This is a genomic window from Pseudomonas sp. B21-031 (assembly GCF_024748985.1).
In the GTDB taxonomy this organism is placed as follows: domain Bacteria; phylum Pseudomonadota; class Gammaproteobacteria; order Pseudomonadales; family Pseudomonadaceae; genus Aquipseudomonas; species Aquipseudomonas kermanshahensis.
The window spans coordinates 675,487-701,891 of sequence record NZ_CP087181.1; the positions used below are offsets into that span (position 1 = coordinate 675,487).

At 62.5% G+C, this 26,405-nt stretch carries 24 protein-coding genes, 1 rRNA gene and 2 pseudogenes; 9 read left to right on the plus strand and 18 right to left on the minus strand.

Translation table 11 applies throughout. The annotated features are described in order from the left end of the window. Window positions 1–33: 33 nt before the first annotated feature. From LOY53_RS03045 to LOY53_RS03070, 6 genes are all read right to left on the minus strand, one after another. Window positions 34–603: a DUF4136 domain-containing protein gene (locus LOY53_RS03045; RefSeq protein WP_258703577.1), complete on the minus strand. Its 570-nt coding sequence runs from the start codon at window positions 601–603 to the stop codon at window positions 34–36. A 19-nt stretch (window positions 604–622) separates the two neighbouring features. After that, window positions 623–1,258 (minus strand): DUF4136 domain-containing protein, encoded by a 636-nt coding sequence (locus LOY53_RS03050; protein WP_258703578.1) that lies wholly within the window; start codon window positions 1,256–1,258, stop codon window positions 623–625. Window positions 1,259–1,280: 22 nt separating this feature from the next. Beyond that, window positions 1,281–2,030 carry a methyltransferase gene (locus LOY53_RS03055; RefSeq protein WP_099452803.1) on the minus strand — a complete coding sequence of 250 codons (750 nt, stop codon included), beginning with the start codon at window positions 2,028–2,030 and terminating at the stop codon, window positions 1,281–1,283. Then, window positions 2,027–2,332 carry a MazG-like family protein gene (locus LOY53_RS03060; protein ID WP_027594968.1) on the minus strand — a complete coding sequence of 102 codons (306 nt, stop codon included), beginning with the start codon at window positions 2,330–2,332 and terminating at the stop codon, window positions 2,027–2,029. Before LOY53_RS03060 ends, LOY53_RS03055 begins: the two co-directional genes overlap by 4 nt. A 62-nt stretch (window positions 2,333–2,394) precedes the next feature. Continuing rightward, a complete protein-coding gene (locus LOY53_RS03065) occupies window positions 2,395–3,246 on the minus strand; it encodes a MaoC/PaaZ C-terminal domain-containing protein (protein WP_252826599.1) in 852 nt (283 codons plus the stop codon). Between the two features lie 2 nt (window positions 3,247–3,248). Next, window positions 3,249–4,601 (minus strand): 3-oxoacyl-ACP reductase, encoded by a 1,353-nt coding sequence (locus LOY53_RS03070; RefSeq protein WP_258703579.1) that lies wholly within the window; start codon window positions 4,599–4,601, stop codon window positions 3,249–3,251. Window positions 4,602–4,719: 118 nt separating this feature from the next. Between LOY53_RS03070 and LOY53_RS03075 the strand changes: the two genes are divergently transcribed. Continuing rightward, the gene (locus LOY53_RS03075) at window positions 4,720–5,997 is read left to right on the plus strand and encodes an acetyl-CoA C-acetyltransferase (RefSeq protein WP_258703580.1); all 1,278 of its coding nucleotides are present in this window, start codon (window positions 4,720–4,722) and stop codon (window positions 5,995–5,997) included. A 73-nt stretch (window positions 5,998–6,070) separates the two neighbouring features. Continuing rightward, entirely contained in the window at window positions 6,071–6,850 is a 780-nt protein-coding gene (locus LOY53_RS03080) for a helix-turn-helix transcriptional regulator (protein WP_258703581.1), read from the plus strand. 120 nt (window positions 6,851–6,970) lie between these two features. Here LOY53_RS03080 and LOY53_RS26795 read toward each other — a convergent pair whose 3' ends face one another. From LOY53_RS26795 to LOY53_RS03100, 5 genes and pseudogenes are all read right to left on the minus strand, one after another. After that, window positions 6,971–7,738, minus strand: coding sequence for a methyl-accepting chemotaxis protein (locus tag LOY53_RS26795; protein WP_371098032.1), 768 nt, complete (start codon window positions 7,736–7,738; stop codon window positions 6,971–6,973). 90 nt (window positions 7,739–7,828) lie between these two features. Beyond that, window positions 7,829–8,914: pseudogene (locus LOY53_RS26800) on the minus strand (cache domain-containing protein); the annotation flags it as partial. A 171-nt stretch (window positions 8,915–9,085) separates the two neighbouring features. After that, window positions 9,086–9,496, minus strand: a complete 411-nt coding sequence (cueR, locus tag LOY53_RS03090) for a Cu(I)-responsive transcriptional regulator (RefSeq protein ID WP_252826602.1) — start codon at window positions 9,494–9,496, stop codon at window positions 9,086–9,088. Continuing rightward, window positions 9,493–11,892, minus strand: a complete 2,400-nt coding sequence (locus LOY53_RS03095) for a heavy metal translocating P-type ATPase (protein ID WP_258703582.1) — start codon at window positions 11,890–11,892, stop codon at window positions 9,493–9,495. Before LOY53_RS03095 ends, cueR begins: the two co-directional genes overlap by 4 nt. 52 nt (window positions 11,893–11,944) lie before the next feature. Continuing rightward, window positions 11,945–12,330, minus strand: a pseudogene (locus tag LOY53_RS03100) (hypothetical protein). A gap of 142 nt (window positions 12,331–12,472) precedes the next feature. Between LOY53_RS03100 and LOY53_RS03105 the strand changes: the two are divergent. Next, window positions 12,473–12,670, plus strand: coding sequence for a heavy-metal-associated domain-containing protein (locus LOY53_RS03105; protein WP_099452811.1), 198 nt, complete (start codon window positions 12,473–12,475; stop codon window positions 12,668–12,670). 111 nt (window positions 12,671–12,781) lie between these two features. Further along, window positions 12,782–13,963, plus strand: coding sequence for a multidrug effflux MFS transporter (locus LOY53_RS03110; RefSeq protein ID WP_258703583.1), 1,182 nt, complete (start codon window positions 12,782–12,784; stop codon window positions 13,961–13,963). On the opposite strand, the gene LOY53_RS03115 is transcribed toward LOY53_RS03110, so the two are convergent. Continuing rightward, complete coding sequence (locus tag LOY53_RS03115; protein WP_258703584.1) at window positions 13,914–14,111, minus strand: hypothetical protein; 198 nt, start codon at window positions 14,109–14,111, stop codon at window positions 13,914–13,916. The two genes, LOY53_RS03110 and LOY53_RS03115, sit on opposite strands and share 50 nt — an antisense overlap. Before the next feature lie 526 nt (window positions 14,112–14,637). On the opposite strand from LOY53_RS03115, the gene LOY53_RS03120 reads away from it, so the two are divergent. Further along, on the plus strand, window positions 14,638–15,351 hold the full coding sequence (locus LOY53_RS03120) for a helix-turn-helix transcriptional regulator (protein WP_027594980.1): 714 nt from the start codon (window positions 14,638–14,640) through the stop codon (window positions 15,349–15,351). A 19-nt stretch (window positions 15,352–15,370) separates the two neighbouring features. Here the strand turns inward: LOY53_RS03120 and LOY53_RS03125 are convergent, their stop codons facing one another. From LOY53_RS03125 to LOY53_RS03150, 6 genes are all read right to left on the minus strand, one after another. After that, window positions 15,371–16,318: an adenosine deaminase gene (locus LOY53_RS03125; protein WP_258703585.1), complete on the minus strand. Its 948-nt coding sequence runs from the start codon at window positions 16,316–16,318 to the stop codon at window positions 15,371–15,373. Between the two features lie 83 nt (window positions 16,319–16,401). Beyond that, window positions 16,402–17,757, minus strand: a complete 1,356-nt coding sequence (locus tag LOY53_RS03130; protein ID WP_252826608.1) for an 8-oxoguanine deaminase — start codon at window positions 17,755–17,757, stop codon at window positions 16,402–16,404. Between the two features lie 119 nt (window positions 17,758–17,876). Then, window positions 17,877–18,563, minus strand: a complete 687-nt coding sequence (locus LOY53_RS03135; RefSeq protein WP_252826609.1) for an SDR family oxidoreductase — start codon at window positions 18,561–18,563, stop codon at window positions 17,877–17,879. A 388-nt stretch (window positions 18,564–18,951) separates the two neighbouring features. Then, entirely contained in the window at window positions 18,952–19,536 is a 585-nt protein-coding gene (locus LOY53_RS03140; protein ID WP_252826610.1) for a YigZ family protein, read from the minus strand. Between the two features lie 9 nt (window positions 19,537–19,545). Next, window positions 19,546–20,208 carry a TetR/AcrR family transcriptional regulator gene (locus LOY53_RS03145; protein ID WP_027594985.1) on the minus strand — a complete coding sequence of 221 codons (663 nt, stop codon included), beginning with the start codon at window positions 20,206–20,208 and terminating at the stop codon, window positions 19,546–19,548. Window positions 20,209–20,298: 90 nt separating this feature from the next. Further along, a complete protein-coding gene (locus LOY53_RS03150) occupies window positions 20,299–21,216 on the minus strand; it encodes a LysR family transcriptional regulator (protein WP_252826611.1) in 918 nt (305 codons plus the stop codon). 118 nt (window positions 21,217–21,334) lie between these two features. Between LOY53_RS03150 and LOY53_RS03155 the strand changes: the two genes are divergently transcribed. From LOY53_RS03155 to LOY53_RS03170, 4 genes are all read left to right on the plus strand, one after another. Beyond that, a complete protein-coding gene (locus LOY53_RS03155; protein ID WP_258703586.1) occupies window positions 21,335–22,681 on the plus strand; it encodes an aspartate aminotransferase family protein in 1,347 nt (448 codons plus the stop codon). A gap of 73 nt (window positions 22,682–22,754) precedes the next feature. Next, complete coding sequence (locus tag LOY53_RS03160) at window positions 22,755–24,248, plus strand: CoA-acylating methylmalonate-semialdehyde dehydrogenase (RefSeq protein WP_027594988.1); 1,494 nt, start codon at window positions 22,755–22,757, stop codon at window positions 24,246–24,248. Between the two features lie 144 nt (window positions 24,249–24,392). After that, complete coding sequence (locus LOY53_RS03165; RefSeq protein ID WP_258703325.1) at window positions 24,393–24,761, plus strand: hypothetical protein; 369 nt, start codon at window positions 24,393–24,395, stop codon at window positions 24,759–24,761. Between the two features lie 46 nt (window positions 24,762–24,807). Then, window positions 24,808–26,344, plus strand: a 16S ribosomal RNA gene (locus LOY53_RS03170). The last annotated feature ends 61 nt before the right edge of the window (window positions 26,345–26,405 follow it).

Below are 26,405 nucleotides of genomic sequence, written 5' to 3' on the forward strand. Positions count from 1 at the left end.
ATCGCCGGCATGCCGACGATGGGCCTCGACGCATTACTTCTTGCTGCCGGGTGGGTAGTTGCTCAGCACATTGGTCACCGTATTCTGGATCGCGCTGTTACGTTCTTCCGGGCTTGGCGGGTAATTGTTCATGATCTGCTCAGCGCTGCCACGCCAGACCAGCTTGTCGTCCCGCCCATCGAACATGTCGACCTGGATGGTGGCGACCTTGTAGTCGACGCTGCGGGTTTCGTTGTACATCGGCCCGCCCCAGTAGCCTCCCCAGTAGCCACCCCAGCCACCGCCATAGTTGGTGGTGATCTGCTGCTGACGCTGCTCGACGATGAGGTAGGCGCGCACTTTCAGGTCAGGCCGCGCATTGCCCGGTGCCGGGCGCAGGCCGCGTTGGTCGAGCTGATCGGCCACGGCCTGGCGAATGCGCTGCTCGGTCAGGTCGCTTTTGATGCGAGGGTCGTCCGGGCGGTATTGCAAGCCGGGCTCCTGCCATGCCCAGCTGCGATAGGCGGCAAAATCGCGGCTGGCGTCGAAATCCTGCTGGACGTTGTTGCTCGAGCAGGCCGTGAGCACCAGCGCGAATGACAGTAGAACGAGACGGCGCAACATGATGGTTCTCCGTTAAACGTTAACTGGGAGGATAGCCGCTGAGCGCCTTGTGCACCGAATCACGCAAGGCGCTTTCGCGATCACGCGGCGAGTCCTTGTCGCTGTTGCTTTCAGCACTGGCGCTCCACACCGGCTGGCCGCTGCGAGCGTCGTACAGGTCGATGCGGACCACCATCACCTCCACCTCGTAGGTGCGCACGATCGGTGTGCTGGCATAGGCACCGTAGCCATTGCGGTAGCCGCCGTAACCCACACTGCCGTAGGGGTAGGGGCCGTAGTAGGGGTCGTAGGTGTCGTAGTCACGTACTTGGCGCAGGCGTTTTTCCAGGCGCATGTCGGCGCTTACCAGCAAATCGCCGGCGCTGCCCCGGGCAGGGCGCAGGCCATGCTGGTCGAGTGCGCCGCTGATGGCATCGGCCAGTTGTGCCGGGTCGGCATTGGCTGAGCCGCTGGGCAGCTGGCCGTCACGCCAGCTCCAGCTGCGATAGTGCCCGTAGTCGCGGGCGGGTGCCGGGTAGGCGCTGGCATCGAAGGTGGTGGCCGCCTGCGCAGGGGCGGGCGGTAAGGGGCGGCTACTGGCGACATACGGGTTGCTGCCCTGGCAGGCAGCCAGGGCAAGGGGCAGCAGGGCCAGGCACAACAGACGGTACGGCATGTATTCCTCCCGGCGGGCGGGGTCAGCGGGGGCGGCAGATCCAGTGCAGGTAGCGACCGAGCCCGGCAAAGCTTGGGTGTCGGCGGTGGGCCAGTTCCATTTCCAGCAGGTCGAGCATTTCGGCCTTGGCTTGGAATTCCTTGGGCATGTAGTCGTGGAACACCCTGACGCCACTCTCGCTTTCGACCTGCCACATAGGTTCAAGTTGCGCCTTGAGCTCACGCGGATCAAGGGGTTTCTGCGGGGTCAGGCTCTGCTTTTCACCTTCCAGGCGGTTGCTGCGCAGTTTGCGGAAATGGCCCTTGAGCAGGTTGCGGTAGACCAGTGCGTCGCGGTTGTAGAACGCCAGCGAAAGCCACCCGGTGGGCGCTGTGAGCTGGTGCAGCACGGGCAGGATGCTTTCGGGTTCGGCCAGCCATTCGAGCACGGCGTGGCACAGCACCAGGTCGTAGGGTTCGGTCAGCTGGCCAAGCAGGTCCTGCCATGGCGCCTGGATGAAGGTGGCCGTCTGGCCTGCCTCGGCAAAGCGCGCGCGGGCACCGTCGAGCATGGGCGCGGCGGGCTCGGCGAGGGTCAGGTGATGGCCGCGTTGTGCCAGCCACAGGGCCATGTGGCCCAGGCCTGCACCGATGTCAAGTATGCGCAGCGGGCGATCGGGCAAGGTTTCTGCCAGGTCGGCCTGCAGCACGGCCAGGCGAATGGCACCCTTGGCACCGCCGTAGATTTTCTCGGCGAAGCGGGTGGCCAGTTCATCGAAGTGACGGTCGTTCATCGGGCGAAGCGCCTTTCACTGTCAGCCAGCTTGGCCCTGACCACCTGGTCCATGTCCAGGCCCAGCTCGCTGCACAGCAGCAACAGGTAGAGCACCACATCGCCCACCTCTTGGCCGGCGTGGGCGAGTGTGTCAGCAGGCAGCTGGCGGGATTGGTCCTCGCTCAGCCACTGGAAGATTTCGACCAGTTCGGCCATTTCAACGCTGGCGGCCATGGCCAGGTTCTTCGGGCTGTGGAAGCCGCGCCAATCGTTGTTGTCGCGGATCCGGTGCAGGCGTTCGGTGAGTTCTTGCAGGTTCATCGGGGGTCTCCTAATGCCGCATAGCTTCGGCGCAGGCCCGATGCAAAGCAAGAGGCGTGCGCCTACAGGCCACCCCAACGGCCAACCATGTGCAGCAACTCACCCTGCCCATCCAGCCGTAATTCACCTTCTGGCCCGGCTTCGCTGGCACTGAGCACCACCTCTGAAGGCAATCGCACCGGTTTGCGGAACTCCACCTCGAAGCTGTAGCCGCTGTTCGGCAGGTGCCCGCGCAGGGCCGCCAGTGCCATGGCTTTGCTCCACATGCCATGGGCAATGGCCTTGGGGAACCCGAACAGTCGCGCACTGGCGGCGCTCAGGTGAATCGGGTTGTAGTCGCCGCAAACCTTGGCGTAACGCCGGCCGATATCGCTGTCGGCATACCAGCGGCTTGCCTCTGCCAGCGATTCAGGCGCGCTGTCTGCTTGCTCACTCGCCTGGCCCTCCAAGCGTAACCCGCGTACCAGCGTGCGGCTGCATTCGCGCCAGAGCAGGCCCAGGCCATCTTCGGCTTCCGTAATGAGGTCGAAGGTGGCGCCCTTGGCATGGGGTTGCAGGTTGTCGGCGTAGACGGCGAAACGTAATGCATCGATGCCGCCCAGTGGCCGCAACACCTCGATGCGGTTCTGCAGATGTACCAGCCCGAGCAAGGGGAAGGGGAAGCTGTGCGCCGTCAGCAGCTGCAATTGCAGGGGGAAGGCCATCACATGGGGATATGTAGCGGGCAGGCGGCCATCGTCGGTGAAGTGGCAGAGTCGGCGGTAGGCTGCCAGGTTGTCGGGCTGAACCCGCATCACGCAGCGCAGGCCTTCGTCGGGCAGCTTGTCGCCGCTGATCTTGCGCTTGCTGGCCGCACGCAGGTAAAGGCTGGCGCGTGAGTCTGGGGCGTGCAGGTCGTGCCAGTGTCGGGTCATGGTCAGGCCCCCATCAGCGCTTGGCCACAGACCCGCAGCACCTGGCCATTGACCGCGCCAGAGCCTGGCTGGCTGAGCCAGGCAATGGCCTCGGCGACGTCTTGTGGCCGCCCGCCTTGGCCGAGTGAACTCAAGCGGCGCCCGGCCTCGCGCAGCCCCATAGGCATGGCGGCAGTCATGTGCGTTTCGATGAAGCCGGGGGCCACGGCATTGATGCTGGCACCCTGCGCTGCGAGTTTTGCCGCCCAGGCCTGGGCGAAGCCAATCAAGCCGGCCTTGCTCGCCGCATAGTTGGCCTGCCCGCGGTTACCGGCAATGCCGCTGACCGACGCCAGCAGCGTGATGCGCGCGTTCTCGCCGAGCGCGCCTGCGTCATACAGTGCCTGGGTGAGTACCTGCGGTGCCTTGAGGTTCACGGCCATCACCGCATCCCAATATTCGGGGGTCATGTTGGCCAGGGTTTTGTCGCGGGTGATGCCGGCGTTGTGCACCACGATGTCGATACCCCCGGGCAGCGCTTCGAGCAACTGCGTTGCGGCGTCATTGGCGCAGATGTCCAGCGCCAGTGCTTTGCCGCCCAGCCGCGCAGCGAGGGCTTCGAGGTCTTGCCGGGCTTGTGGCACATCCAGCAGCAGCACCTCGGCGCCGTCTCGCGCCAGGGTTTCGGCAATCGCCGCGCCGATACCGCGTGCAGCGCCGGTCACCAGGGCGCGTCGTCCGCCAAGCGGGCGGGTCCAGTCCTCGACCTGGCTGGCGCAGGCTTCCAGACGCAGCACCTGGCCAGAAATGAACGCGCTCTTGGGCGAAAGGAAGAAGCGCAGGGCACCTTCCAACTGGTCTTCGGCGCCTTGGCCGATATACAGCAACTGTGCGGTCGCGCCGTTGCGCAGCTCTTTGCCCAGCGAGCGGTTGAACCCTTCGAGCGCCCGTTGCGTGACACTGGCCAGTGGGTCGTCGAGGCCTTCGGGCGCGCGCCCGAGGATCACCACGTGGGCGCAGGGTGCGAGGCTGCGCAGCAACGGCTGGAAAAATTCGCGCAACTGCTTCAATTCATCGCTGTCGGACAGGTGAGTGGCATCGAACACCACGGCTTTAAGCTTCGGCCCAAGCCCTGCAACCCAGGCCGGCGCCTGTAACCCTTCGGCATTGAAGCTGTAGAGTTCGTCGGTGAGGCGTGGGGCGATGGCCTCGACCTGGCGCGTCAGTGGCCCGCCACCCAGTACCAGGGCACCCTCTACCGGGCGCAGGCGGCCTGCCTGCCAGCGCTCCAGCGGGGCCGGGTGTGGCAGGCCAAGGGCATCCACAAGGCGGCGGCCGAGGTTGGAGTTGGCAAAGCCGAGGTAGCGATCGCTCATGAGTGGGTCTCCCTGAAGGCAAGCTTGAAAGTGTGGACCAACTTTGTGGCAAGGTCGTTCGAATGCGGTAAAAACACCTAGGCTGTACGGTTTAAATTGTTTCAGGAGGAACATGCGCATGCGTTCACCTCGCCGGGTCGCGATCATTGGCGGCAACCGAATCCCGTTCGCCCGTTCCAATGGTGCCTACGCCACCGCCAGCAACCAGGCGATGCTGACCGTCACCCTGGAGGGCCTGATCGAGCGTTACCGCTTGCATGGGCTGCAGCTGGGCGAAGTGGTGGCGGGCGCGGTGCTGAAGCACTCCCGTGACATGAACCTGACCCGCGAATGCGTGCTCGGTTCGCGTTTGTCGCCGCGCACGCCGGCCTACGACATCCAGCAGGCCTGCGGCACGGGGCTGGAGGCGGCCTTGCTGGTGGCCAACAAGATTGCCCTTGGGCAGATCGAAAGCGGCATCGCGGGCGGTGTCGACACCACCTCCGATGCGCCGATTGCCGTTAACGAAGGGTTGCGCCACATACTGCTGGAGGCCAACCGCGGCAAAAACCTGGGTGAACGGCTGAAGCCGTTCCTGAAGTTGCGCCCCGGCCACCTGAAGCCTGAGTTGCCGCGAAATGGGGAGCCGCGCACAGGCCTGTCGATGGGCGAGCATTGCGAGCGCATGGCGCAGGCCTGGCGGATCGACCGCGCCGAGCAGGATGCACTGACCTTGCTTAGCCATCAGCGGCTGGCGGCCTCCTATGCCGAAGGCTGGCAGGATGATCTGCTCACGCCCTTCCTGGCACTTAGCCGTGACAACAACCTGCGGCCGGACCTGACCTTGGAGCAACTGGCCAAGCTCAAACCGGCATTCGACCGCAGCGGACAGGGCACCCTCACCGCAGGCAATTCCACTCCGTTGACCGATGGCGCATCGCTGGTGCTGTTGGGCACGGAGGAGTGGGCGCAGGCACAGGGGCTTGCGGTGTTGGCCTACCTGGTTGACGGCGAGACCGCAGCGGTTGATTTCGTCACGGGCCGTGAGGGGCTGTTGATGGCGCCGGTGTATGCAGTGCCGCGCCTGTTGGCGCGCAATGGGTTGAGCCTGCAGGATTTTGACTACTACGAGATTCACGAAGCCTTCGCCGCCCAGGTGTTGTGCACACTCAAGGCTTGGGAGGACGCGGACTACTGCCGTGATCGCCTGGGGCTGGACGCACCGCTTGGGGCAATCGACCGCAGCAAGCTCAACGTCAAAGGCAGCTCTCTGGCGGCGGGGCATCCGTTTGCCGCGACCGGGGGACGAATATTGGCCCACCTGGCGAAGCTGCTGGCCACGGCGGGGAAGGGCCGCGGTTTGATTTCGATTTGCGCGGCAGGTGGGCAAGGGGTGACGGTCATCGTCGAACGGTGATCAGTCGGGGCAGATGTCACAGTCATGTCGCGCAACTGGTAGGCTTGTCCGATCAGAACTATAAGAAACCGCCATGCCGATCATCGGACATCCCCGGGCCATCCCGGCGCTCGACCACCTGCCCAGGCCCCTTTATGCCCGTGCCGAAAGCCTCGGCGCCGGCTCCTGGACCACTCGCCATCAGCACGATTGGGTGCAGTTTTCCTACGCCATCAGCGGCGTTCTTGGCGTTTACACCCGCGATGGCAGCTATTTCGCGCCCCCTCAGTGGGGCGTGTGGATCCCGGCGGACGCCGAACATGAGGTGGTGACGTCGATGCAGGCCGAAATGCGCAGCCTGTACGTGCGCCGCGATGCCTGCCCATGGGCGCCGGAGCACTGCCGGGTGCTGGAGGTGACGCCGCTGGCGCGGGAGTTGATCAAGCAGTTCTGCCTGTTCCCGGCGGATTACCCGGAAGCCGACAGCGCCGAATCGCGATTGGTCGCGGTGCTGCTCGACCAGTTGCGCACGTTGCCGGAAGTCGGGTTCTCGTTGCCACTCCCGCGTCATCCGAGGTTGCTGGCGTTGTGTAATGGCCTGATCGCCGCGCCGGATACACCCCAGACCTTGCAGCAATGGGCGCTGCAACTGGAGTGTTCGGAGAAGACGCTGATGCGGCTGTTTCAGCGTGAGACTGGGTTGAGCTTTCGCAATTGGCGTCAGCGCATGCGGCTGCTGTCATCGCTGGCGTTGCTGGAGGCGGGGGAGAATGTAACGGAAGCCGCGTTGGGGTGTGGGTATGACTCGACCTCGGCTTACATCGCGGCGTTCAAGCAGTTGTTTGGGGCGACCCCTGGGGAGCTGAAACTGTAGGAGCAGCCTTGTGCTGCGAAGAGGCCAGTAATAACAGCGAAAAACTATGCTGTTGTCACCGGCCGCTTCGCAGCGCAAGGCTGCTCCTACACGTCGCTTGCTTTAGCCGTGAAGTGGCTGTCAGGTGCGGAAGCGTCGGACCAGCGAATCCAGCTCGTTGGACAACCCTGCCAGGCTTTCCGAGTCCTGGCGCGCAGCCTGGGCCAGTTCGGCCACCAGTTGCGCATCGCCATGGATCTGGCTGATGTGCCGGTTGATGTCCTCGGCCACCTGATGCTGCTCTTCCGCTGCCGTGGCGATCTGCGTGTTCATGTCGCGAATCACGTCCACCGACTCACGGATCTGGCCAAAGCTGTCGCGGGCTAGGCCAATGCGGCTGACCGACTGCTGCGACACTTCCAGGCTGGCGTGCATCTGTTCGGCAACCTCGGCGGTGCGGCTGGCCAGGTTGCCCAGCAGGCCATCGATCTCGGCGGTGGAGTCGGCGGTACGCTTGGCCAGCGCCCGCACTTCATCGGCGACGACGGCGAAGCCACGGCCCTGTTCACCGGCGCGGGCGGCCTCGATCGCGGCATTGAGGGCCAGCAGGTTGGTCTGCTCGGCAATCGAGCGAATGGTGCCGAGGATCGACTGGATGGCGTTGCTGTCGCGTTCCAGCTGCTGAATCGACTGGGCCGATTGCTCGATCTCCTGGCTCAGGCGGTCGACGCTGTTCACGGCTGCATCGATCTGCTGCTGGCCTTCACGGGCTTGCTGCTGGCCGCTGTCGGCCGACTGCGCCGCCTGGCTGCAAGAGCGGGCGACTTCGTTGGCGGTGGCGACCATTTCGTGGAAGGCGGTAGAGACCATGTCCACGGCTTCGCGCTGGCGCCCGGCCGCCTCGGCCATGTCACTGGACACCCGGGTCGAGCTGGTGGAGGTGCTGAGGATCTTGCTGGCGGCAGAGCCGATGTGCTGGATCAGGCTGCGGATCGCGCCGAGGAACTGGTTGAACCAGCTGGCCAGTTGGGCGGTTTCGTCGCGCCCGCGCACTTCCAGGTTGCGGGTCAGGTCGCCTTCGCCCTGGGCGATGTCTTCCAGGCCGCTGGTGACGCTGTTGATCGGGCGCACGATCAGCTTGGCGAACGCCGCACCGACCACGGCGAACAGCGCGGCCAGCACCAGTGCGATGGTGCCGATCAACCACGTCAGGCGGGTGGTGGTCTGCATCACTTCGCTTTGCTCGATCAGGCCGATGAAGGTCCAGCCCAGTTGCTCGTCGGGGTAGATGTTGGCCATGTAGCGCACGCCATTGAGTTCGACTTCGACCAGCCCTTTACCAGCCTTGGCCAGGTCGGCATAGCCGTTACCGAAGCTGCCCAGCTGCTTGAAGTTGTGGCTGGCGTCTCGCGGGTCGACCATCACGTTGCCGTTACTTTCCACCAGCATCAGGTAGCCGCTTTCGCCCAGCTTGATCTGCTGGACGATCTGGGTCAGGCCCTTGAGCGACACATCGATGTTGACCACGCCACCCGGGTTACCCAGCTGGTTGGCCACGGCGCGCACGGTGCTGACCAGCACGGCGTCGTCGGCGGCCCAGTAATAGGCGCCGGTACGCAGGGTTTTGCCAGGGTTGGCCATGGCCAACTGGTACCACGGGCGAGGGCGGGGGTCGTAGTTGACGAACTTCTGCCCTGCGGGCCAGCCGACATAGCCGCCGTCGCTGACACCGTAGGAAAGGTAGGCATAGCCTGGGTGGGAATCGGCCAGGCGGGTGAAGAACTCGAGCACCTGCTTGTCCTGCTCGCCCAGCTCATACGATGGGTTGGCACTCATGAACTTGTTCAGGTTGTTGCCCGTGGCCGCAATCATGGGTTGCGAGGCCAGGTATTCGACGTTCTGGTTGATGCCCTGGAAGAAGATGTTCATCGCGTTGCTGACCTGGCGAATTTCCCGGCTGCTACTGTCGAGGAATCCGTCGCGGGCTTCGCCGCGCAGGTTGAGGACCACCAAGGTGGCCACGAGGACGATGGGCAAGCCGGCGATGACCGCGAATGCCCAGGTCAGTTTCTGTTTGATGCTCATCGACGCTCCCGGAATTTTTTTGTTGTCGACACACGAGGCAGGTAGTTACTGCATCGGCAGCGTCCGGGATTAGATGAAGGCAAATGCCCGTATTTATTAGGGAATGTCGCACTAGGCGATGATTCGGTCGTGTTTAGGCGAATATGGCATACCAAAGCGTCGTGGCGAGCCTCAGCGGCAACATCCGCCAACGTTTCCGTTTGCCAAATCCTTCAGGATCGGACAATCCGGCCGCTCGTCTCCCTGGCAGTGGGAGACCAGGTCGCTGAGGGTGTCGCGCAGGCTCACCAGCTCTTCGATACGCCGGTTCAGCTCATCGATATGTTGCATGGCCAGCGCCTTGACGTCGGCACTGGCCCGTTGCCGGTCTTGCCAGAGGGTCAGCAACTTGCCGACCTCTTCCAGAGAAAAGCCCAGGTCGCGGGAGCGCTTGATGAAGGCCAGGCTGTGCAGGTCGTCCGGCTGGTAAAGGCGGTAGCCGCTGTCACTGCGGGTGGCTGGCCTGAGCAGGCCGATGGACTCGTAGTAGCGGATCATCTTGGTGCTGAGCCCGCTGCGGCGGGCGGCCTGGCCGATGTTCATGGGGCCTCCTGGGAGCTGCTGGTGGGTTTCCAGGTCTTGAGCCACAGCGCATTGCTGACCACGCTGACGCTGGACAGGGCCATGGCGGCGCCGGCGAGTACCGGGTTGAGGTAACCCAGCGCGGCCAGGGGGATACCGACCAGGTTATAGATGAACGCCCAAAACAGGTTCTGGCGGATTTTCGCGTAGGTCTTGCGGCTGATCTCCAGGGCTGCGGGTACCAGGCGTGGGTCGCCGCGCATCAGGGTGATGCCGGCGGCCTGCATGGCCACGTCGGTGCCACCGCCCATGGCGATGCCGATGTCGGCAGCGGCCAGGGCCGGGGCATCGTTGATGCCGTCGCCAACCATCGCCACCACGCCGTCCTGTTTCAGTGCCGTCACGGTGGCGGCCTTGTCGGCAGGCAGCACTTCGGCATGCACGTCGTCGATCCCGAGGGCGTCGGCAACCACCTTGGCGCTGCCGCGGTTGTCGCCGGTCAGCAGGTGGCTGCTGATGTGTTGTGCGTGCAGGCTATCGATAGCCTGCTTTGCGCCCGGCTTGAGGCTGTCGCCGAAGGCGAACAGGCCCAGCACGCGAGGTTGAACGCCGCGCTCGATCAGCCAGGACAGCGTACGCCCTTCAGTCTCCCAGGCGTGGGCCTTGGCGGCCAGGCCGCCGGGTTGCAGCGTGCTCTCGTCGAGCAGGCGCCGATTGCCCAGGGCCAGGTCACGGCCATCAACCCGCCCGGCGATGCCACGCCCGGTCAGCGACTGGCTGTCGACGACACTTGGCACATCCAGTTGCTGCTCAGCGCACGCCTCCAGCACGGCCTTGGCCAATGGGTGCTCACTGCCGCGCTGCAGGGCGCCGGCCAAGCGGTGCAGCTCGGCGGTGGTGCCGACCAGTGCCTGGCTGTGGACCACGCGTGGGCTGCCGGACGTCAGGGTGCCGGTCTTGTCGAACACGACCCGGTTTACCGCATGGGCACGCTCCAGGGCTTCGGCGTCCTTGATCAGGATGCCGTGGCGGGCGGCGACACCCGTGCCGGCCATGATCGCCGCTGGCGTTGCCAGGCCGAGTGCACAGGGGCAGGCAATCACCAGCACGGCGACCGCATTGATCAGCGCTGTTTCCAGCGGAGCACCGGCCAGCCACCAGCCGATCAGTGTGATCAGCGCGATCACCAGTACGGCGGGGACGAATACCTGGCTGACCCGGTCCACCAGCTTCTGGATGGGCGCCTTTGCCGCCTGGGCATCTTCGACCAGGCGGATGATCCGGGCCAGCACGGTTTCGGTACCCAATGCCTGGGTGCGCACCAGCAGCCGTCCTTCACCATTGATGGCGCCCCCGGTGACGGCATCGCCAGGCTGCTTGGGCACTGGCAGGCTCTCGCCGCTGATCAAGGCCTCGTCGGCATGGCTGCTGCCTTCCTCGATTTCGCCATCGACTGGGAAGCGTTTGCCGGGTTTGACCACGACCAGGTCACCCACACGCAGTTGGGCGATGGCCACGTCTTCTTCGCGGCCATCGACCACGCGCATCGCGCGTTCGGGGCGTAGTGCTTCAAGGGCCCGAATGGCGCTGGCGGTCTGGCGCTTGGCGCGGCTCTCCAGGTACTTGCCCAGCAAGACCAAGGCAATGACCACGGCCGAGGCTTCGAAATACAGGTGCGGGGCCATGCCGGCTGGGGCTTGTGCCCATTGGTACAGGCTCAGGCCGTAACCGGCGCTGGTGCCAAGGGCCACCAGAAGGTCCATGTTGCCGGCGCCGGCACGCACGGCCTTATAGGCGGCCACGTAAAAGCGTGCACCGAGAATGAACTGTACGGGCGTAGCCAGCAGGAACTGCGCCCAGGCGGGCAGCATCCAGTGCAGGCCGAAGGGTTGCACCAACATGGGCAAGACGAGTGGCAGGGCCAGCAGCAAGGCGGCACCGACCGCCAGGCGTTCGTTGCGCAGGCGGCGCTGGGCATCGCGCTGATCATCGTGGCCTGCGTGCGGCAGGCTGGCGCTGTAGCCGGCCTTTTGCACGGCGTCGATCAGCAGGCTGTCGTCGAGGGCCGCGAGCACCTCGAGGTGCGCGCGTTCGCTGGCCAGGTTAACGCTGACCTGCTCGACCCCAGGCAGTTTGCCGAGTGCGCGTTCGACGCGGCCGACGCAACTGGCGCAGGTCATGCCGCCAATCTGCAACTCGACAGTACGGGTGGGCACGCCATAGCCGGCTTCACGCACGGCGTCGAGCAAGGCCGGCAGGCTGCTGGCCGGGGCCTGGACCCGGGCCTGTTCGGTGGCGAGGTTGACGCTGACCTGTTCAGCGCCGTCGACCTTGCGCAGGGCGCGCTCGACCCGGCCAGCACAGCTGGCGCAGGTCATGCCGGAAATCGGCAGGTCGAAGGTGGTGGATGCGGGCATGGCTGTCCTCCTTGGATTGGCCTCCAGCATCAACCTTGCCACGTAGGCAAGGTCAATAGCCTAGGCCGGCGCGCTTCAATTCCAGCCCATTTTGGCCCATGGCAATCCGGTATTTGTTGATCTGGCCCGCCTGCAGGTTCAAACGTGTGCTGCGCTGGTCTTCGATACCGGGGCGCAACCGGGGGTCTGCCCTGGCAGTAGGCGCAGGCGTATATCCACAGGGCCTGGTGGCAGGTTGAAGGCGGTCGATTGCTCCTGGAATACGCGCCCGGAGAGCTGATCGTTGAGGTACACGCCGATTTCGCAACTGGTGGCCACTTCCAGGCGTTCCCGCGAAATGATCAGTACGCTGTAGTCCGAGTTGCCCTCGGCGCTGGCCGGTGGCACCGCAGCCAGCGCGCTCAAAAGCCCGACGACGCCCAATGCTGCCCTGAACATGAAGTATCTCCTGCTTGCCTGATCGTCAAAGGCGCAGCTTGGCCGACGTGAGCGCGGATTTCCAGCCCAGACGCGTGCCGGGGCTTGACCTTGCCCCGATGGCAAGCTTGAAACTGCGTGAAAACCTGAAGGAGGCAACCCTATGCAAGTGTTCAATGTACAAGGCATGACCTGTGGCCATTGCGTCAAAGCGGTGACCCGTGCGGTGCAGGGGCAGGACGCCGACGCCAAGGTCGAAGTCGACCTGGCGGGCAAGCAGGTGCGGGTGCAGAGTGCCATGGCGGTGGAGCAGATCCTCACCGCGATTCGTGACGAGGGCTACCAGGCCGAGGTGGCGTGAAGCCCTGCGCCGGGGGCATATGACGCCCCCGGTTTGTTGCAAATCTTTTCATGCTGGTCGAGTCCTTAGCAGGTAGACTTACACACTTGCTTAGCCTGCTATGGATTCCTGATGAACCTGCGAATGGTGCTCATCCTGGGCGCATTGAGTGCGTTCGGGCCTTTGGCGATCGACTTTTACCTGCCCGCCTTCCCGGCCATGGCGCAGGCCTTCGCCACCGATGAAAAACACGTCCAGGCCACCTTGGCCGCCTACTTCCTTGGCCTGTCCATCGGCCAGTTGGCCTATGGACCGGTAGCCGACCGATTCGGGCGGCGCAAGCCGCTGTTGTTCGGTGTGGCGCTGTTTACCCTGGCGTCGCTGGCCTGTGCCTATGCCCCCAACCTCGACACCCTGGTCCTGGCGCGGTTCGTCCAGGCCTTGGGCGGATGTGCCGGGATGGTGCTGTCGCGGGCGATTGTCAGTGACAAGTGCGACCCGGTGGTTTCGGCCAAGGTGTTCTCGCAGTTGATGCTGGTGATGGGCCTGGCGCCGATCCTGGCGCCAATGCTTGGCGGGGTGTTGGTGAACCTGGCAGGTTGGCAGTCGATCTTCCTCGCCCTGAGCCTGTTCAGCGCGGCCTGCCTGCTGGCGGTCAGCCTGGGCCTGCCGGAAAGCCTGCCGGCGGACATGCCGCGCCAGCCGCTGTCCGGGGCGCTGCGCCAGTACCTGCGTTTGTTCAATGACCGGGTGTTTCTTGGCCATGCCTTGACCGGTGGTATTGCCATTGCCGGTATGTTTGCTTACATCGCGGGGTCGCCATTCGTCTTCATCAAGTTATATGGCGTACCTGCCGAGCACTATGGCTGGTTGTTCGGCACCAACGCGGCGGGCTTTATCCTCGTGGCGCAGGTCAATGCCCGTTTGCTGGCCAAGCGCGGCCCAGCCTTCCTGCTGGTGCGTGCTGTGTGGATGTACCTGGCTGCAGGTTTGGTATTGCTGGGCGTCGCCGCACTGCGGCCGAGCCAGTTGTGGCCGCTGTTGGTGCCATTGTTCGTGTGTATCGCCAGCCTGGGTTGCATCATCCCGAATGCGTCGGCCTACGCCATGAGCGGGCAGGGCGCACGCGCAGGCAGCGCCTCGGCGCTGATGGGCTGCCTGCAGTTCAGCGTCGCCGCAGGCGCGGCGGCGTTGGTCGGGCTGTTGCACGATGGCAGTGCGGTGCCGATGACACTGGTGATCAGCCTGTGCGGGGCGTTGGTGGTCAGTGTCGCGCTGCTGACCCGGCGTTTGCAGGCCAGGCGTCCCGCATAAGCGGGTGAGGCGCCTGCAGGCGGGTTTCCAATGTGGCGACGAAGGCACGCGCCTCGGCCTCGCTGCGGAAACTCACCATGTGTTGGTCGAGCTGAACCTGCCAAGGGCAGACGGGGTTGCGGCTCGACGCACTGACGACAATTTTCATCGCGGCATACCTCCAATGGGGTGTGAGCGGAAGAAGTGTAGCGCTGTGCCCTGTGCCTGCCATGACCGGCATCTGCGTTCTGACTGACGGTCATGTTCCCCTGTTCGTCCCTCCTGACCCTCATGCGCCGGGTGTAATGCCTGGAAGCATGTAGAAGCTTCGCTTTTGTTTGCGCTATTTATGGAAGCTGCTTGTCGGTCGTGTCCGAACCTGCGCAGGGCGAATAGTGCTCATGACCTGCCTCTGTCCCGCTGAGTTATGGGGCACTGCTCAACTGCGCGGTATTGGGCGGGCTCATTGCTCAGAGACATCATCTCTCATGGGTAGGTGTACCCAGTGGACTTCTGACAGGCGGGCTGAATCGGCTAGCGCCCTGAGAGGGGTTTTGTGCGGCTTATACTGGCGACCAGCGCCGATGCCAGCGAGCAGGGTTTCCCCCTCGGGGCCGGCGACTGTCAGGCAGGCGATCCCAGTGCCAGGGTTGGCCATTGCATCCACATAAAAACGTGCAGGGAGTTACAGGGACATGAACGCAGTCAGCAGTATCAGCCAGATCGCCAGCCTGATGGCCGACCCCAAGCGCAGCGCCATGTTGTGGGCGCTGATCGACGGCACGCCGCGGCTGGCGAACGAGCTCGCGATGATGACCGGCCTGACCTCATCTTCCGCCTGTGCCCACCTCTCGTTGCTGTCTTCGGCGGGTTTGCTGCGGCACGAGGCACGGGGCCGCAAACGCTACTTCCGCCTGGCCACGCCTCAGGTAGGGGCAGCGGTGGAAGCACTGGCCAGCGTGCAGTTGGGCAGCGCCAGAGATGATCAGCCCGAGGCGGCAGCCTTGCAGTTGCCGATGTCGATACGCAGGGCGCGGCGCTGCGGTGACCACCTCGGCGGTGAGCTGGCCGGGGAGTTGTATCACCGTCTGGTGGTGGCGGGCTGGTTGGAGGGCACGGACCGGCAACTGGTGGTCAGTGAGCAAGGGCGGGCAGAGCTGGCGCTGGTCGGCGTCTATATAGATGCCTTGGCGCCGCACCAGCAGCGGGGGTGTGTGATCTGCCGTTGCACTGACTGGAACAATCAGGGGCCACACTTGGGTGGCGTTCTGGGGCAGGCCTTGTTCAGGCTGTTTCTGCAGTCGGGTTGGATGCGCGAATCGGAGGACACGCGGGCTTTGCATATCTCGGCGCTGGGCATCCAGCAGATCAATCGCATTGCCCGCGTGCAGACGTTGCAGGTTGGGTAACCGCAACGCCAACCGCTGATCAGACCAGTCGCGCGTCCAGGCTGTTTTGCGCCAGGCGGCGAGCTTGGTCTTCGGTCATGCCCAGGTGGGTATGCAAGGCATGGAAGTTTTCGGTGACGTAGCCGCCGAAGTAGGCCGGGTCGTCAGAGTTGACGGTGACCTTCACCCCGCGCTCGAGCATGTCCAGGATGTTGTGCTGGCTCATGTGGTCGAACACGCAGAGCTTGGTGTTCGACAGCGGGCAGACAGTCAGTGGGATCTGCTCGTCGATGATGCGTTGCATCAGGCGCTCGTCTTCGATGGCGCGTACGCCGTGGTCGATACGCTTGATGTGCAACAGGTCGAGGGCTTCCCAGATGTATTCGGGCGGGCCTTCCTCACCGGCGTGAGCAACGGCGACGAAGCCTTCGCTGCGGGCGCGGTCGAACACGCGCTGGAACTTGCTCGGCGGGTGGCCCATTTCGGAGCTGTCCAGGCCTACGGCAATGAAGGCATCGCGGAACGGCAGTGCCTGGTCCAAGGTCTTGTGCGCTTCGTCTTCGCTGAGGTGGCGCAGGAAGCTCAGGATCAAGCCACTGCTGATGCCCAGTTGGTCCCGGCCATCCTTGAGCGCCTGGTTGATGCCGTTGAGCACCACCTCGAAGGGGATACCGCGGTCTGTGTGGGTTTGCGGGTCGAAGAAGGGTTCGGTGTGGATGACGTTCTGCGCCTTGCACCGTTGCAGGTAAGCCCAGGTCAGGTCGTAGAAGTCTTGCTCGGTACGCAAGACATCCGCGCCTTGGTAATAAAGGTCGAGGAATTCCTGCAGGTTGTTGAAGGCGTAGGCGCTTCGCAAGGTTTCGACATCGTCCCAGGGCAGGGCGATCTTGTTGCGCGCAGCCAGGGCAAACAGCAGCTCGGGCTCCAGCGAACCCTCCAGGTGCAGGTGCAGTTCGGCCTTGGGCAGGGCGTTCAACCAGTCATACATAGTTGGTTATCTCGATCAGGTACGGTTGCCGCCATTCTACAGGGCCTGGCCAGGCATTGCGCCCGGCCAGGCCCTGTGTTGCCTCAACCGGCGATGAGCTGCGCGGCCGCTTGGCGGTGATCGGCGATCAGGCCCTGGATATCCAGGCCTTCGATTTGCCCATCAATGACCCGCCACTGGCCACCGACCATGACTCGGTCGGCTCGGTCGGCGCCGCACAGCAGCAATGCCGACAGCGGGTCATGGCTGCCAGAGAAGCGCAGTTCGTCGAGTTTGAACAACGCCAAGTCGGCTTGCATGCCGACGGCCAGTTCGCCGATGTCTTGGCGCCCCAGCAGGCGCGCCGAGCCGCGCGTGGCCCAACCCAGGGCACGCTCCGGGGTGATCTGCTCGGCGCCATAGCGCAAGCGCTGCAGGTACAACGCCTGGCGGGCTTCGAGGATCATGTTGGAGGCATCGTTGGAGGCCGAGCCGTCTACGCCCAGGCCCACGGGGGCACCGGCGGCTTCAAGGTCGACGGTTGGGCAGATACCCGAGGCCAGGCGCATGTTCGAGCTCGGGCAGTGGCAAATACCGGTGCCCGCCGCGCCCAGACGGGCGATTTCGTCGCCATTGAAGTGGATGCCGTGAGCCAGCCAGGTGCGTGGGCCGAGCCAGCCGACGCTGTCCAGGTAGTCCACGGTGCGCAGGCCGAAACGCTGCAGGCAGAAGTCTTCCTCATCAAGGGTCTCTGCCAAGTGGGTGTGCAGCCGCACGTCCAATTCTTCGGCCAGCGCGGCACTGGCCCGCATGATTTCGGGCGTGACCGAGAAGGGCGAGCAGGGTGCCAGGGCAATCTGGATCTGCGCACCTTCGCCGCGCTCGTGGTAGCTGTGGATAAGCCGCTGGCTGTCGGCCAGGATCACTTCACCCTGTTGCACCGTTTGCTGGGGTGGCAGACCGCCGTCGTCTTCGCCAAGGCTCATAGAGCCGCGGGTCAGCATCGCGCGCATGCCCAGCTTGCGCACCACTTCGACTTGCACGTCGATGGCGTTGTCCAGGCCTTGCGGGAACAGGTAATGGTGATCGGCTGCGGTCGTGCAACCCGACAGCAGCAGTTCAGCCAGTGCCACCTGGCTGGCCAGCGCCAGCTTCGCGGGGGTGAGGCGTGCCCATACCGGGTACAGCGTCTTCAGCCAGGGGAACAGTGGTTGGTTGACCACCGGTGCCCAGGCGCGGGTCAGCGTCTGGTAGAAGTGGTGATGGGTGTTGATCAGGCCGGGGGTTACCACATGTTCGCGGGCATCGAACACTTGGTCGCACGGTTGGCTGGGGGTTTCGCCAAGGGCCAGGAGTTGTGTGATACGGCCGTCTTCGATGACCAGCCCGCCACGGGCGTCGGCGCCGTTGGCAGTGAAGATGGCAAGGGGGGATTTCAACCAGATACGGGTCGCAGGCATGGTGCCGGCTCCTCTGAAAGTGGGTTCAGGTTAGCCAGCTCAGTGTTGCCCTGTCTGCTGATCCAGGTCCGCCAGGGGGCGAGGCATCGAGTCTACTGCCTCGCCACGCGGCTTTCAATTCACCAGATCAGCGGCTCACCTTTGTAGTTGATGAAGCGCAGGCCGCCTTTACCGCTTTGCGCCTTGATCTGCTCGAGCATGCCGCGGGTGCTGGTCAGCACGTCGATTTCGGCATTTTCGCCGCCCATGTCGGTCTTCACCCAGCCGGGGTGCATGGCCAGCACGCAGAGGCCGGGGCGCTGTTGTTCGACGACGAAGCTGTTGATCATCGAGTTCAGGGCCGCCTTGCTGGCTTTGTACAGGCAGACTTCACCGCCGTCCGGGATCGTCACGCTGCCCAGGATTGAGCTCATGAAGGCCAGCACGCCGCTGCCTTCGCGTACCTGGCCGACCAGGCGGCGGGCGACGCGGATGGGGGCCACGGCGTTGGTCATGAACAGGTCGCCGATGTCCTGGTTGCGGACGGTTTCCAGGTCTTGTGGCAGGGGCCCCATGACGCCCGCGTTGACGAACACCAAGTCGAACACTTCGCCTTGCAGGCGTTGCTTCAAACCATCGAGCTGAGCGGTGTCGTTCATCTCCAGCTGTTCGATGCGCACACCGGGAACGTTGGCCAGGGCGCCGGCCTTGTGCGGGTCACGCACAGTGGCGATGACGTTCCAGCCATCTTCTTGCAGGCGTTGCACCAGCCCCAGGCCAAGGCCGCGTGAGGCGCCGATGATGAGGGCAGTTCTTGAGTTAGCCATAGGAACATTCCTTTATCGGTGTAGGAAAAAGGATTTGAGCATACTGCAGAGTGGCTAACTGTGCCTGCGCTGCAGCTGGTCAAAAAATGATCGATGGCGCCAGGCCGCTTGTAGACGGGCGCTTCGCCTGTTGGCTAACGGGTTATCCACAGGCTGTTCCACAGTTATTGTGTGCAAGCCAAGCGGAATGGCCAGTGCGTAACCCCTCCAGGGTTTGGGGATAACTCTCGAGCTTTCAGTAATTTGCGACTGTCATCAAATAGTGATCAAAATATGATCAAGGCTCTGCGGGCCTTGAAACCAATGGGCTGCAAGAGAGTGCCCCAAGCTTATCCACAGGCAGGCCCACAGTTCTTGTGAGCAATGTTCAGCGCGTGTGAACAGTTATTCAGCGCGCTTCCAGCAGAATGCGCCCACGGCTCAGGTCGGCCAGTTGCTGGCGCAAGGCGGCCAGGTGGGCTTCACCGACCGCGATGTGCAGGTCAACGCCATTGGCGGTGAACTGTTCATCCAGCACCAGGCCATCGACGTCCGCCAGGCGCAGCTTCACCAGGGCCAGTTCGCTGAAGCTGCAACTGCAGGTGTATTCGCTGCGCTGCACCAGCACCCGCTTGGGCGCCTGTTGCAGGCATTTGTTGGCGCCACCGCCATAGGCCCTGGCCAGGCCACCGGTACCCAGCTGGATGCCGCCATACCAGCGGATCACCAGCACTACCACCTGATCGCAGTCTTGCGCTTCGATGGCGGCCAGAATAGGGCGCCCGGCGGTGCCGCCCGGTTCGCCGTCATCATTGCTGCGGTATTGCCCGCCAAGCTTCCACGCCCAGCAGTTGTGGGTGGCCGCCAGGTCGCTGTGGCGTTCGATGAAGCTCATCGCCTCGGCAGCACTGGTGATTGGGCCGGCGAGGGTGATGAAGCGGCTTTTGCGGATTTCTTCACGAAACTCGCAGAGGTCGAGCAGGGTAGAAGGCATAAATGGCTGTCAGGCACTCGGCTTGATGCCGCACCCCTTGAGAATGATGTGGATAAGGTTGCTGCTCGCGTCTTCCATGTCTTGCTTGGTCAGGCGGCTGCGGCCGGTGACCTGGCAGATCTGCGTGGCGAAGTCGGCATAGTGCTGGGTGCTGCCCCAGAGCAGAAAAATCAGGTGCACCGGGTCGACCGGGTCCATCTTGCCTGCTTCGATCCAGGCCTGGAACACTGCGGCCCGGCCACGGAACCACTCGCGGTAGTCAGCGCTGAAGTATTCGTTCAGGCAATTGCCGCCGCTGATCACTTCCATGGCAAAAATGCGCGAGGCTTGCGGGTTGCGCCGCGAGAACTCCATCTTGGTCCGAATGTACTGGCTCAGTGCCTCGCCCGGGTCGTCCTCGACGCTCAAGGCGTTGAAGGTGCTGTCCCACAACTCGATGATGTTGCTGAGCACGGCAATGTACAGGCCCAACTTGTTGGTGAAGTAATAATGCAGGTTGGCCTTGGGCAACCCTGCCTTCAGCGCGATGGTGTTCATGCTGGTGCCCTTGAAACCATGGCGGGCGAATTCGTCTTCGGCGGCCTGGATGATGGCCTGTTCGTTTTTCTGGCGGATGCGGCCGGCGGGCTTGCCCGAGGCGGAGAGGCGATGCGCTGGGACTTCAAGGGTCATGGACGATTCCGTACGGGTCAGTGGCAGCGGCTGTCGGACAAGATTACCTGCCTACGCCGAAGTGACAAGCGTTTGCGTCAGAGACAGGCATCAGCGTGTCGCAGCCAGGCTATCCAGGAAGCTCTCGAGCACCAGGTTCGGCCGCCGCCCTTTGCGCGTCACCCAGCTCAGGCTCAGGTCATAGAAGCGCTGCCGAGGCTTGAGGGCACGCAGCCGGCCTTGCTGCACCCAGAAGCTTGCGTAGTGGTCGGGCAGGTAGCCGATGTAGCGCCCCGTCAGGATGAGGAATGCCATGCCTTCGCGGTCCGACGCGCTGGCCGTGCAATAAAGCGCCTGGTAATGGGCCTGGATATCGGCGGGCAAGCGGAAGGTGGGGGTGATGGCCTCTTGGCTGTTGAGCCGGTCGTCGTCTATCTGTTGGTCGTCGGCATAGAACAGCGGGTGGCCTACTGCGCAATAGAGCAGCGAACGCTCGCTATACAGCGGTTGGTATTCAAGGCCTGAAAGGGCGATGGTCTGCGGCACAACGCCGACATGCAGGCTGCCGTCGAGAACACCGTGCTCGACTTGGCTGGGCGCGATCATGCGGATGTTGATACGCACATCAGGGCCGCGGTCCTTGAGCTCGGCAAGCGCGTGGGTGATGCGCATGTGCGGCAAGGTCACCAGGTTGTCGGTCAGGCCGATGTTCAACTCGCCACGCAAGTGCTGGTGCAGCCCGTTGACCTCAGTGCGGAAGCTTTCCAGGGCACTGAGCAACTGCAAGGCCGAATGGTAGACCTCGCGGCCTTCCTCGGTCAGTGAGAAACCGGCTCGGCCACGCTGGCACAGGCGCAGGCCGAGGCGTTGCTCCAGGTCGTTCATCTGTTGGCTGATGGCCGAGCGGCCGATCCCGAGCACATTTTCGGCTGCCGAGAAGCCGCCGCACTCGACGACGCTGCGGTAGATCTTCAACAGGCGAATGTCAAAATCGCTGACTTGGGCGAGTGGGTCGGGGCGTCGGCTCATTAGTTTAGTGTTGCCCTATCTGAAGATTAGAAAAGCAGGCTTTTTCAGACTTTATCGCCGTGCCAATTTAGCCGCAACAAGATCCATCGTTGCCTAATCGTCTTTCGAGGAACCGCCGATGAACATGCCGGAAACCGCTCCCACCGATATCGCCAGCCAGCTTAAGCTGGATGCCCACTGGATGCCTTACACCGCCAACCGCAATTTCCATCGCGACCCACGCCTGATCGTGGCGGCGGAAGGTAACTACCTTGTGGATGACAAGGGGCGCAGGATCTTCGACGCCCTGTCTGGCTTGTGGACCTGCGGCGCCGGGCATACCCGTAAGGAAATCACCGAGGCGGTAGCCCGTCAGGTTGGTACCCTGGATTACTCCCCGGCCTTCCAGTTCGGCCACCCGCTGTCGTTCCAGCTGGCCGAAAAGATCACCGCGCTGACGCCGGGCGATCTGAACCACGTCTTCTATACCAACTCCGGTTCTGAGTGCGCCGATACCGCGCTGAAGATGGTCCGTGCTTACTGGCGCTTGAAAGGCCAGGCGACCAAGACCAAGATCATCGGCCGTGCCCGTGGCTACCATGGCGTGAACATCGCCGGCACCAGCCTGGGTGGCGTGAACGGTAACCGCAAGATGTTCGGCCAGCTGCTGGACGTCGACCACCTGCCTCACACCGTGCTGCCGGTGAACGCGTTCTCCAAGGGCATGCCAGAGGAGGGCGGCATTGCCCTGGCCGACGAAATGCTCAAGCTGATCGAGCTGCACGACGCCTCGAACATCGCCGCAGTGATTGTCGAACCGCTGGCGGGCTCGGCGGGTGTTCTTCCGCCACCGAAGGGCTACCTCAAGCGCCTGCGCGAGATCTGCACCCAGCACAACATCCTGCTGATCTTCGACGAAGTGATCACCGGCTTCGGCCGTATGGGCGCGATGACCGGGGCTGAGGCCTTCGGCGTGACGCCAGACCTGATGTGCATCGCCAAGCAGGTCACCAACGGCGCCATCCCGATGGGTGCGGTCATTGCCAGTACCGAGATCTATCAAACCTTCATGAATCAGCCGACGCCGGAATACGCGGTGGAGTTCCCCCACGGCTACACCTACTCGGCCCACCCAGTGGCCTGTGCCGCCGGCATCGCCGCACTGGACCTGCTGCAGAAGGAAAGCCTGGTGCAGGCTGCGGCCGAACTGTCGCCGCACTTCGAGAAACTGCTGCACGGGGTTAAAGGCACGAAGAACGTCGTCGATATCCGCAACTATGGCCTGGCCGGCGCGATCCAGATTGCTGCCCGCGACGGCGATGCGATCGTGCGCCCTTATGAAGTGGCGATGAAGTTGTGGAAGGCCGGCTTCTATGTGCGCTTCGGTGGCGACACCTTGCAGTTTGGCCCTACCTTCAATACCCAACCGCAGGAACTGGACCGCCTGTTCGACGCGGTGGGCGAGACCCTGAACCAGATCGATTGATCGTTGCGATTTTGATGGCAAGCGCGTGAAGTGATCACGCGCTTGTGTCACCCCTCTTTATCTGGAGTTTTGCATGAGCATTGTTCAACACCTGATCAACGGCGAGCTGGTTACCAAGGGTGAGCGCACCGCCGATGTCTTCAATCCGTCCACTGGCCAGGCCGTACGCAAGGTCGAACTGGCCAGCCGTGCGACCGTTCAGGAAGCCATCGATTCGGCCAAGGCTGCCTTCCCAGCCTGGCGCAACACGCCGCCGGCCAAACGTGCCCAGGTGATGTTCCGCTTCAAGCAACTGCTGGAGCAGAACGAGGCCCGCATCTCGCAGATGATCAGCGAAGAGCATGGCAAGACCCTGGAAGACGCTGCAGGCGAGCTGAAGCGTGGTATCGAGAACGTCGAGTTCGCCTGTGCGGCACCTGAAGTGCTCAAGGGCGAGTACAGCCGTAATGTTGGCCCGAACATCGACGCCTGGTCCGATTTCCAGCCGCTGGGTGTGGTCGCCGGTATTACCCCATTCAACTTCCCGGCCATGGTCCCGCTGTGGATGTACCCACTGGCCATTGCCTGCGGTAACGCCTTTATCCTGAAACCCTCCGAGCGTGACCCGAGTTCGACCTTGTACATTGCCCAGCTGCTGCTGGAAGCCGGCCTGCCTAAAGGCATCCTCAACGTGGTGCATGGCGACAAGGAAGCTGTGGACGCGCTGATCGAAGCTCCGGAAGTGAAAGCGCTGAGCTTCGTCGGCTCGACCCCGATTGCTGAGTACATCTACGCCGAGGGCACTAAGCGCGGCAAACGCGTACAGGCGCTGGGTGGTGCGAAGAACCATGCCGTGCTGATGCCCGATGCCGACCTTGACAACGCTGTCAGCGCGCTGATGGGTGCAGCTTATGGTTCGTGCGGTGAGCGCTGCATGGCGATTTCGGTGGCGGTGTGCGTGGGTGACCAGGTTGCCGATGCACTGATCGCCAAGCTGGAGCCGCAGATCAAGGCGCTGAAGATTGGTGCCGGTACCTCGTGTGGCCTGGACATGGGCCCGCTGGTCACCGCTGCTGCCCGCGACAAGGTGGTTGGCTACATTGACGACGGTGTGGCTGCTGGCGCCAAGCTGGTGGTAGATGGCCGTGGCTTGCGCGTTGCAGGTAATGAAGATGGTTACTTCGTGGGTGGCACCCTGTTCGACAAGGTGACCCCGCAGATGCGCATCTATAAAGAAGAGATCTTCGGCCCCGTGCTGTGCGTGGTCCGGGTTAACAGCCTGGAGCAGGCCATGCAGCTGATCAACGATCACGAATATGGCAACGGCACCTGCATCTTTACCCGTGATGGCGAGGCGGCGCGCCTGTTCTGTGACGAGATCGAAGTGGGCATGGTCGGTGTTAACGTGCCGCTGCCGGTACCGGTGGCGTATCACAGCTTCGGCGGTTGGAAGCGTTCGCTGTTCGGTGACCTGCATGCTTATGGCCCGGATGGGGTGCGTTTCTATACCCGTCGCAAGGCGATCACTCAGCGTTGGCCGCAGCGGGCCAGCCATGAGGCATCGCAATTTGCGTTCCCTAGCCTATAAAGCATGAACAAAAGCGGGGAGGCCGGAAGGCCTCCCCGCTTTGTTTTTCAGCTTTATTAAGGTTTCTTGGAATTAAAGGTTGACGGGGTTTCGAATCCCCTTATAATGCGCCCCACTTCCAGCGTGATTGGAACGAGAAACTCCTTGAATATCAACGAGTTAATCGATTCAGGTAGTGTTGAAAGGGCTCCGATCGAAAGATCGTCAGCGGTTGAAAAGGTGGTTGACAGCGCTTCTAAACGCTGTATGATTCGCCTCCCGCTACGAGAGATCGCAGCGAGCCAAGTGTTTGAAGCTAAACGAGTTTCTCGCGAAAAACTTCAAAATAAACGCTTGACAGGCTCTGAGGAAAGCGTAGAATGCGCGCCTCGGTTGAGACGAAAAGCTCTTAACCAAACGCTCTTTAACAAATTGAATCAAGCAATTCGTGTGGGAGCTTGTGAGTATGGACTGATAGTCACAAAGATTATCAGCATCACAAGTGACCATGCGAGAAATCACATAGTCATTTGAGATTGCTGAGCCAAGTTTAGGGTTTCTTAAAAACCCAAGCAGTATTGAACTGAAGAGTTTGATCATGGCTCAGATTGAACGCTGGCGGCAGGCCTAACACATGCAAGTCGAGCGGATGAGAAGAGCTTGCTCTTCGATTCAGCGGCGGACGGGTGAGTAATGCCTAGGAATCTGCCTGGTAGTGGGGGACAACGTTTCGAAAGGAACGCTAATACCGCATACGTCCTACGGGAGAAAGCAGGGGACCTTCGGGCCTTGCGCTATCAGATGAGCCTAGGTCGGATTAGCTAGTTGGTGGGGTAATGGCTCACCAAGGCGACGATCCGTAACTGGTCTGAGAGGATGATCAGTCACACTGGAACTGAGACACGGTCCAGACTCCTACGGGAGGCAGCAGTGGGGAATATTGGACAATGGGCGAAAGCCTGATCCAGCCATGCCGCGTGTGTGAAGAAGGTCTTCGGATTGTAAAGCACTTTAAGTTGGGAGGAAGGGCAGTAAGCGAATACCTTGCTGTTTTGACGTTACCGACAGAATAAGCACCGGCTAACTCTGTGCCAGCAGCCGCGGTAATACAGAGGGTGCAAGCGTTAATCGGAATTACTGGGCGTAAAGCGCGCGTAGGTGGTTTGTTAAGTTGGATGTGAAAGCCCCGGGCTCAACCTGGGAACTGCATCCAAAACTGGCAAGCTAGAGTACGGTAGAGGGTGGTGGAATTTCCTGTGTAGCGGTGAAATGCGTAGATATAGGAAGGAACACCAGTGGCGAAGGCGACCACCTGGACTGATACTGACACTGAGGTGCGAAAGCGTGGGGAGCAAACAGGATTAGATACCCTGGTAGTCCACGCCGTAAACGATGTCAACTAGCCGTTGGAATCCTTGAGATTTTAGTGGCGCAGCTAACGCATTAAGTTGACCGCCTGGGGAGTACGGCCGCAAGGTTAAAACTCAAATGAATTGACGGGGGCCCGCACAAGCGGTGGAGCATGTGGTTTAATTCGAAGCAACGCGAAGAACCTTACCAGGCCTTGACATGCAGAGAACTTTCCAGAGATGGATTGGTGCCTTCGGGAACTCTGACACAGGTGCTGCATGGCTGTCGTCAGCTCGTGTCGTGAGATGTTGGGTTAAGTCCCGTAACGAGCGCAACCCTTGTCCTTAGTTACCAGCACGTTATGGTGGGCACTCTAAGGAGACTGCCGGTGACAAACCGGAGGAAGGTGGGGATGACGTCAAGTCATCATGGCCCTTACGGCCTGGGCTACACACGTGCTACAATGGTCGGTACAGAGGGTTGCCAAGCCGCGAGGTGGAGCTAATCTCACAAAACCGATCGTAGTCCGGATCGCAGTCTGCAACTCGACTGCGTGAAGTCGGAATCGCTAGTAATCGCGAATCAGAATGTCGCGGTGAATACGTTCCCGGGCCTTGTACACACCGCCCGTCACACCATGGGAGTGGGTTGCACCAGAAGTAGCTAGTCTAACCTTCGGGAGGACGGTTACCACGGTGTGATTCATGACTGGGGTGAAGTCGTAACAAGGTAGCCGTAGGGGAACCTGCGGCTGGATCACCTCCTTAATCGACGACATCAGCCTGCTGATGAGCTCCCACACGAATTGCTTGATTCACTTGTATAAAG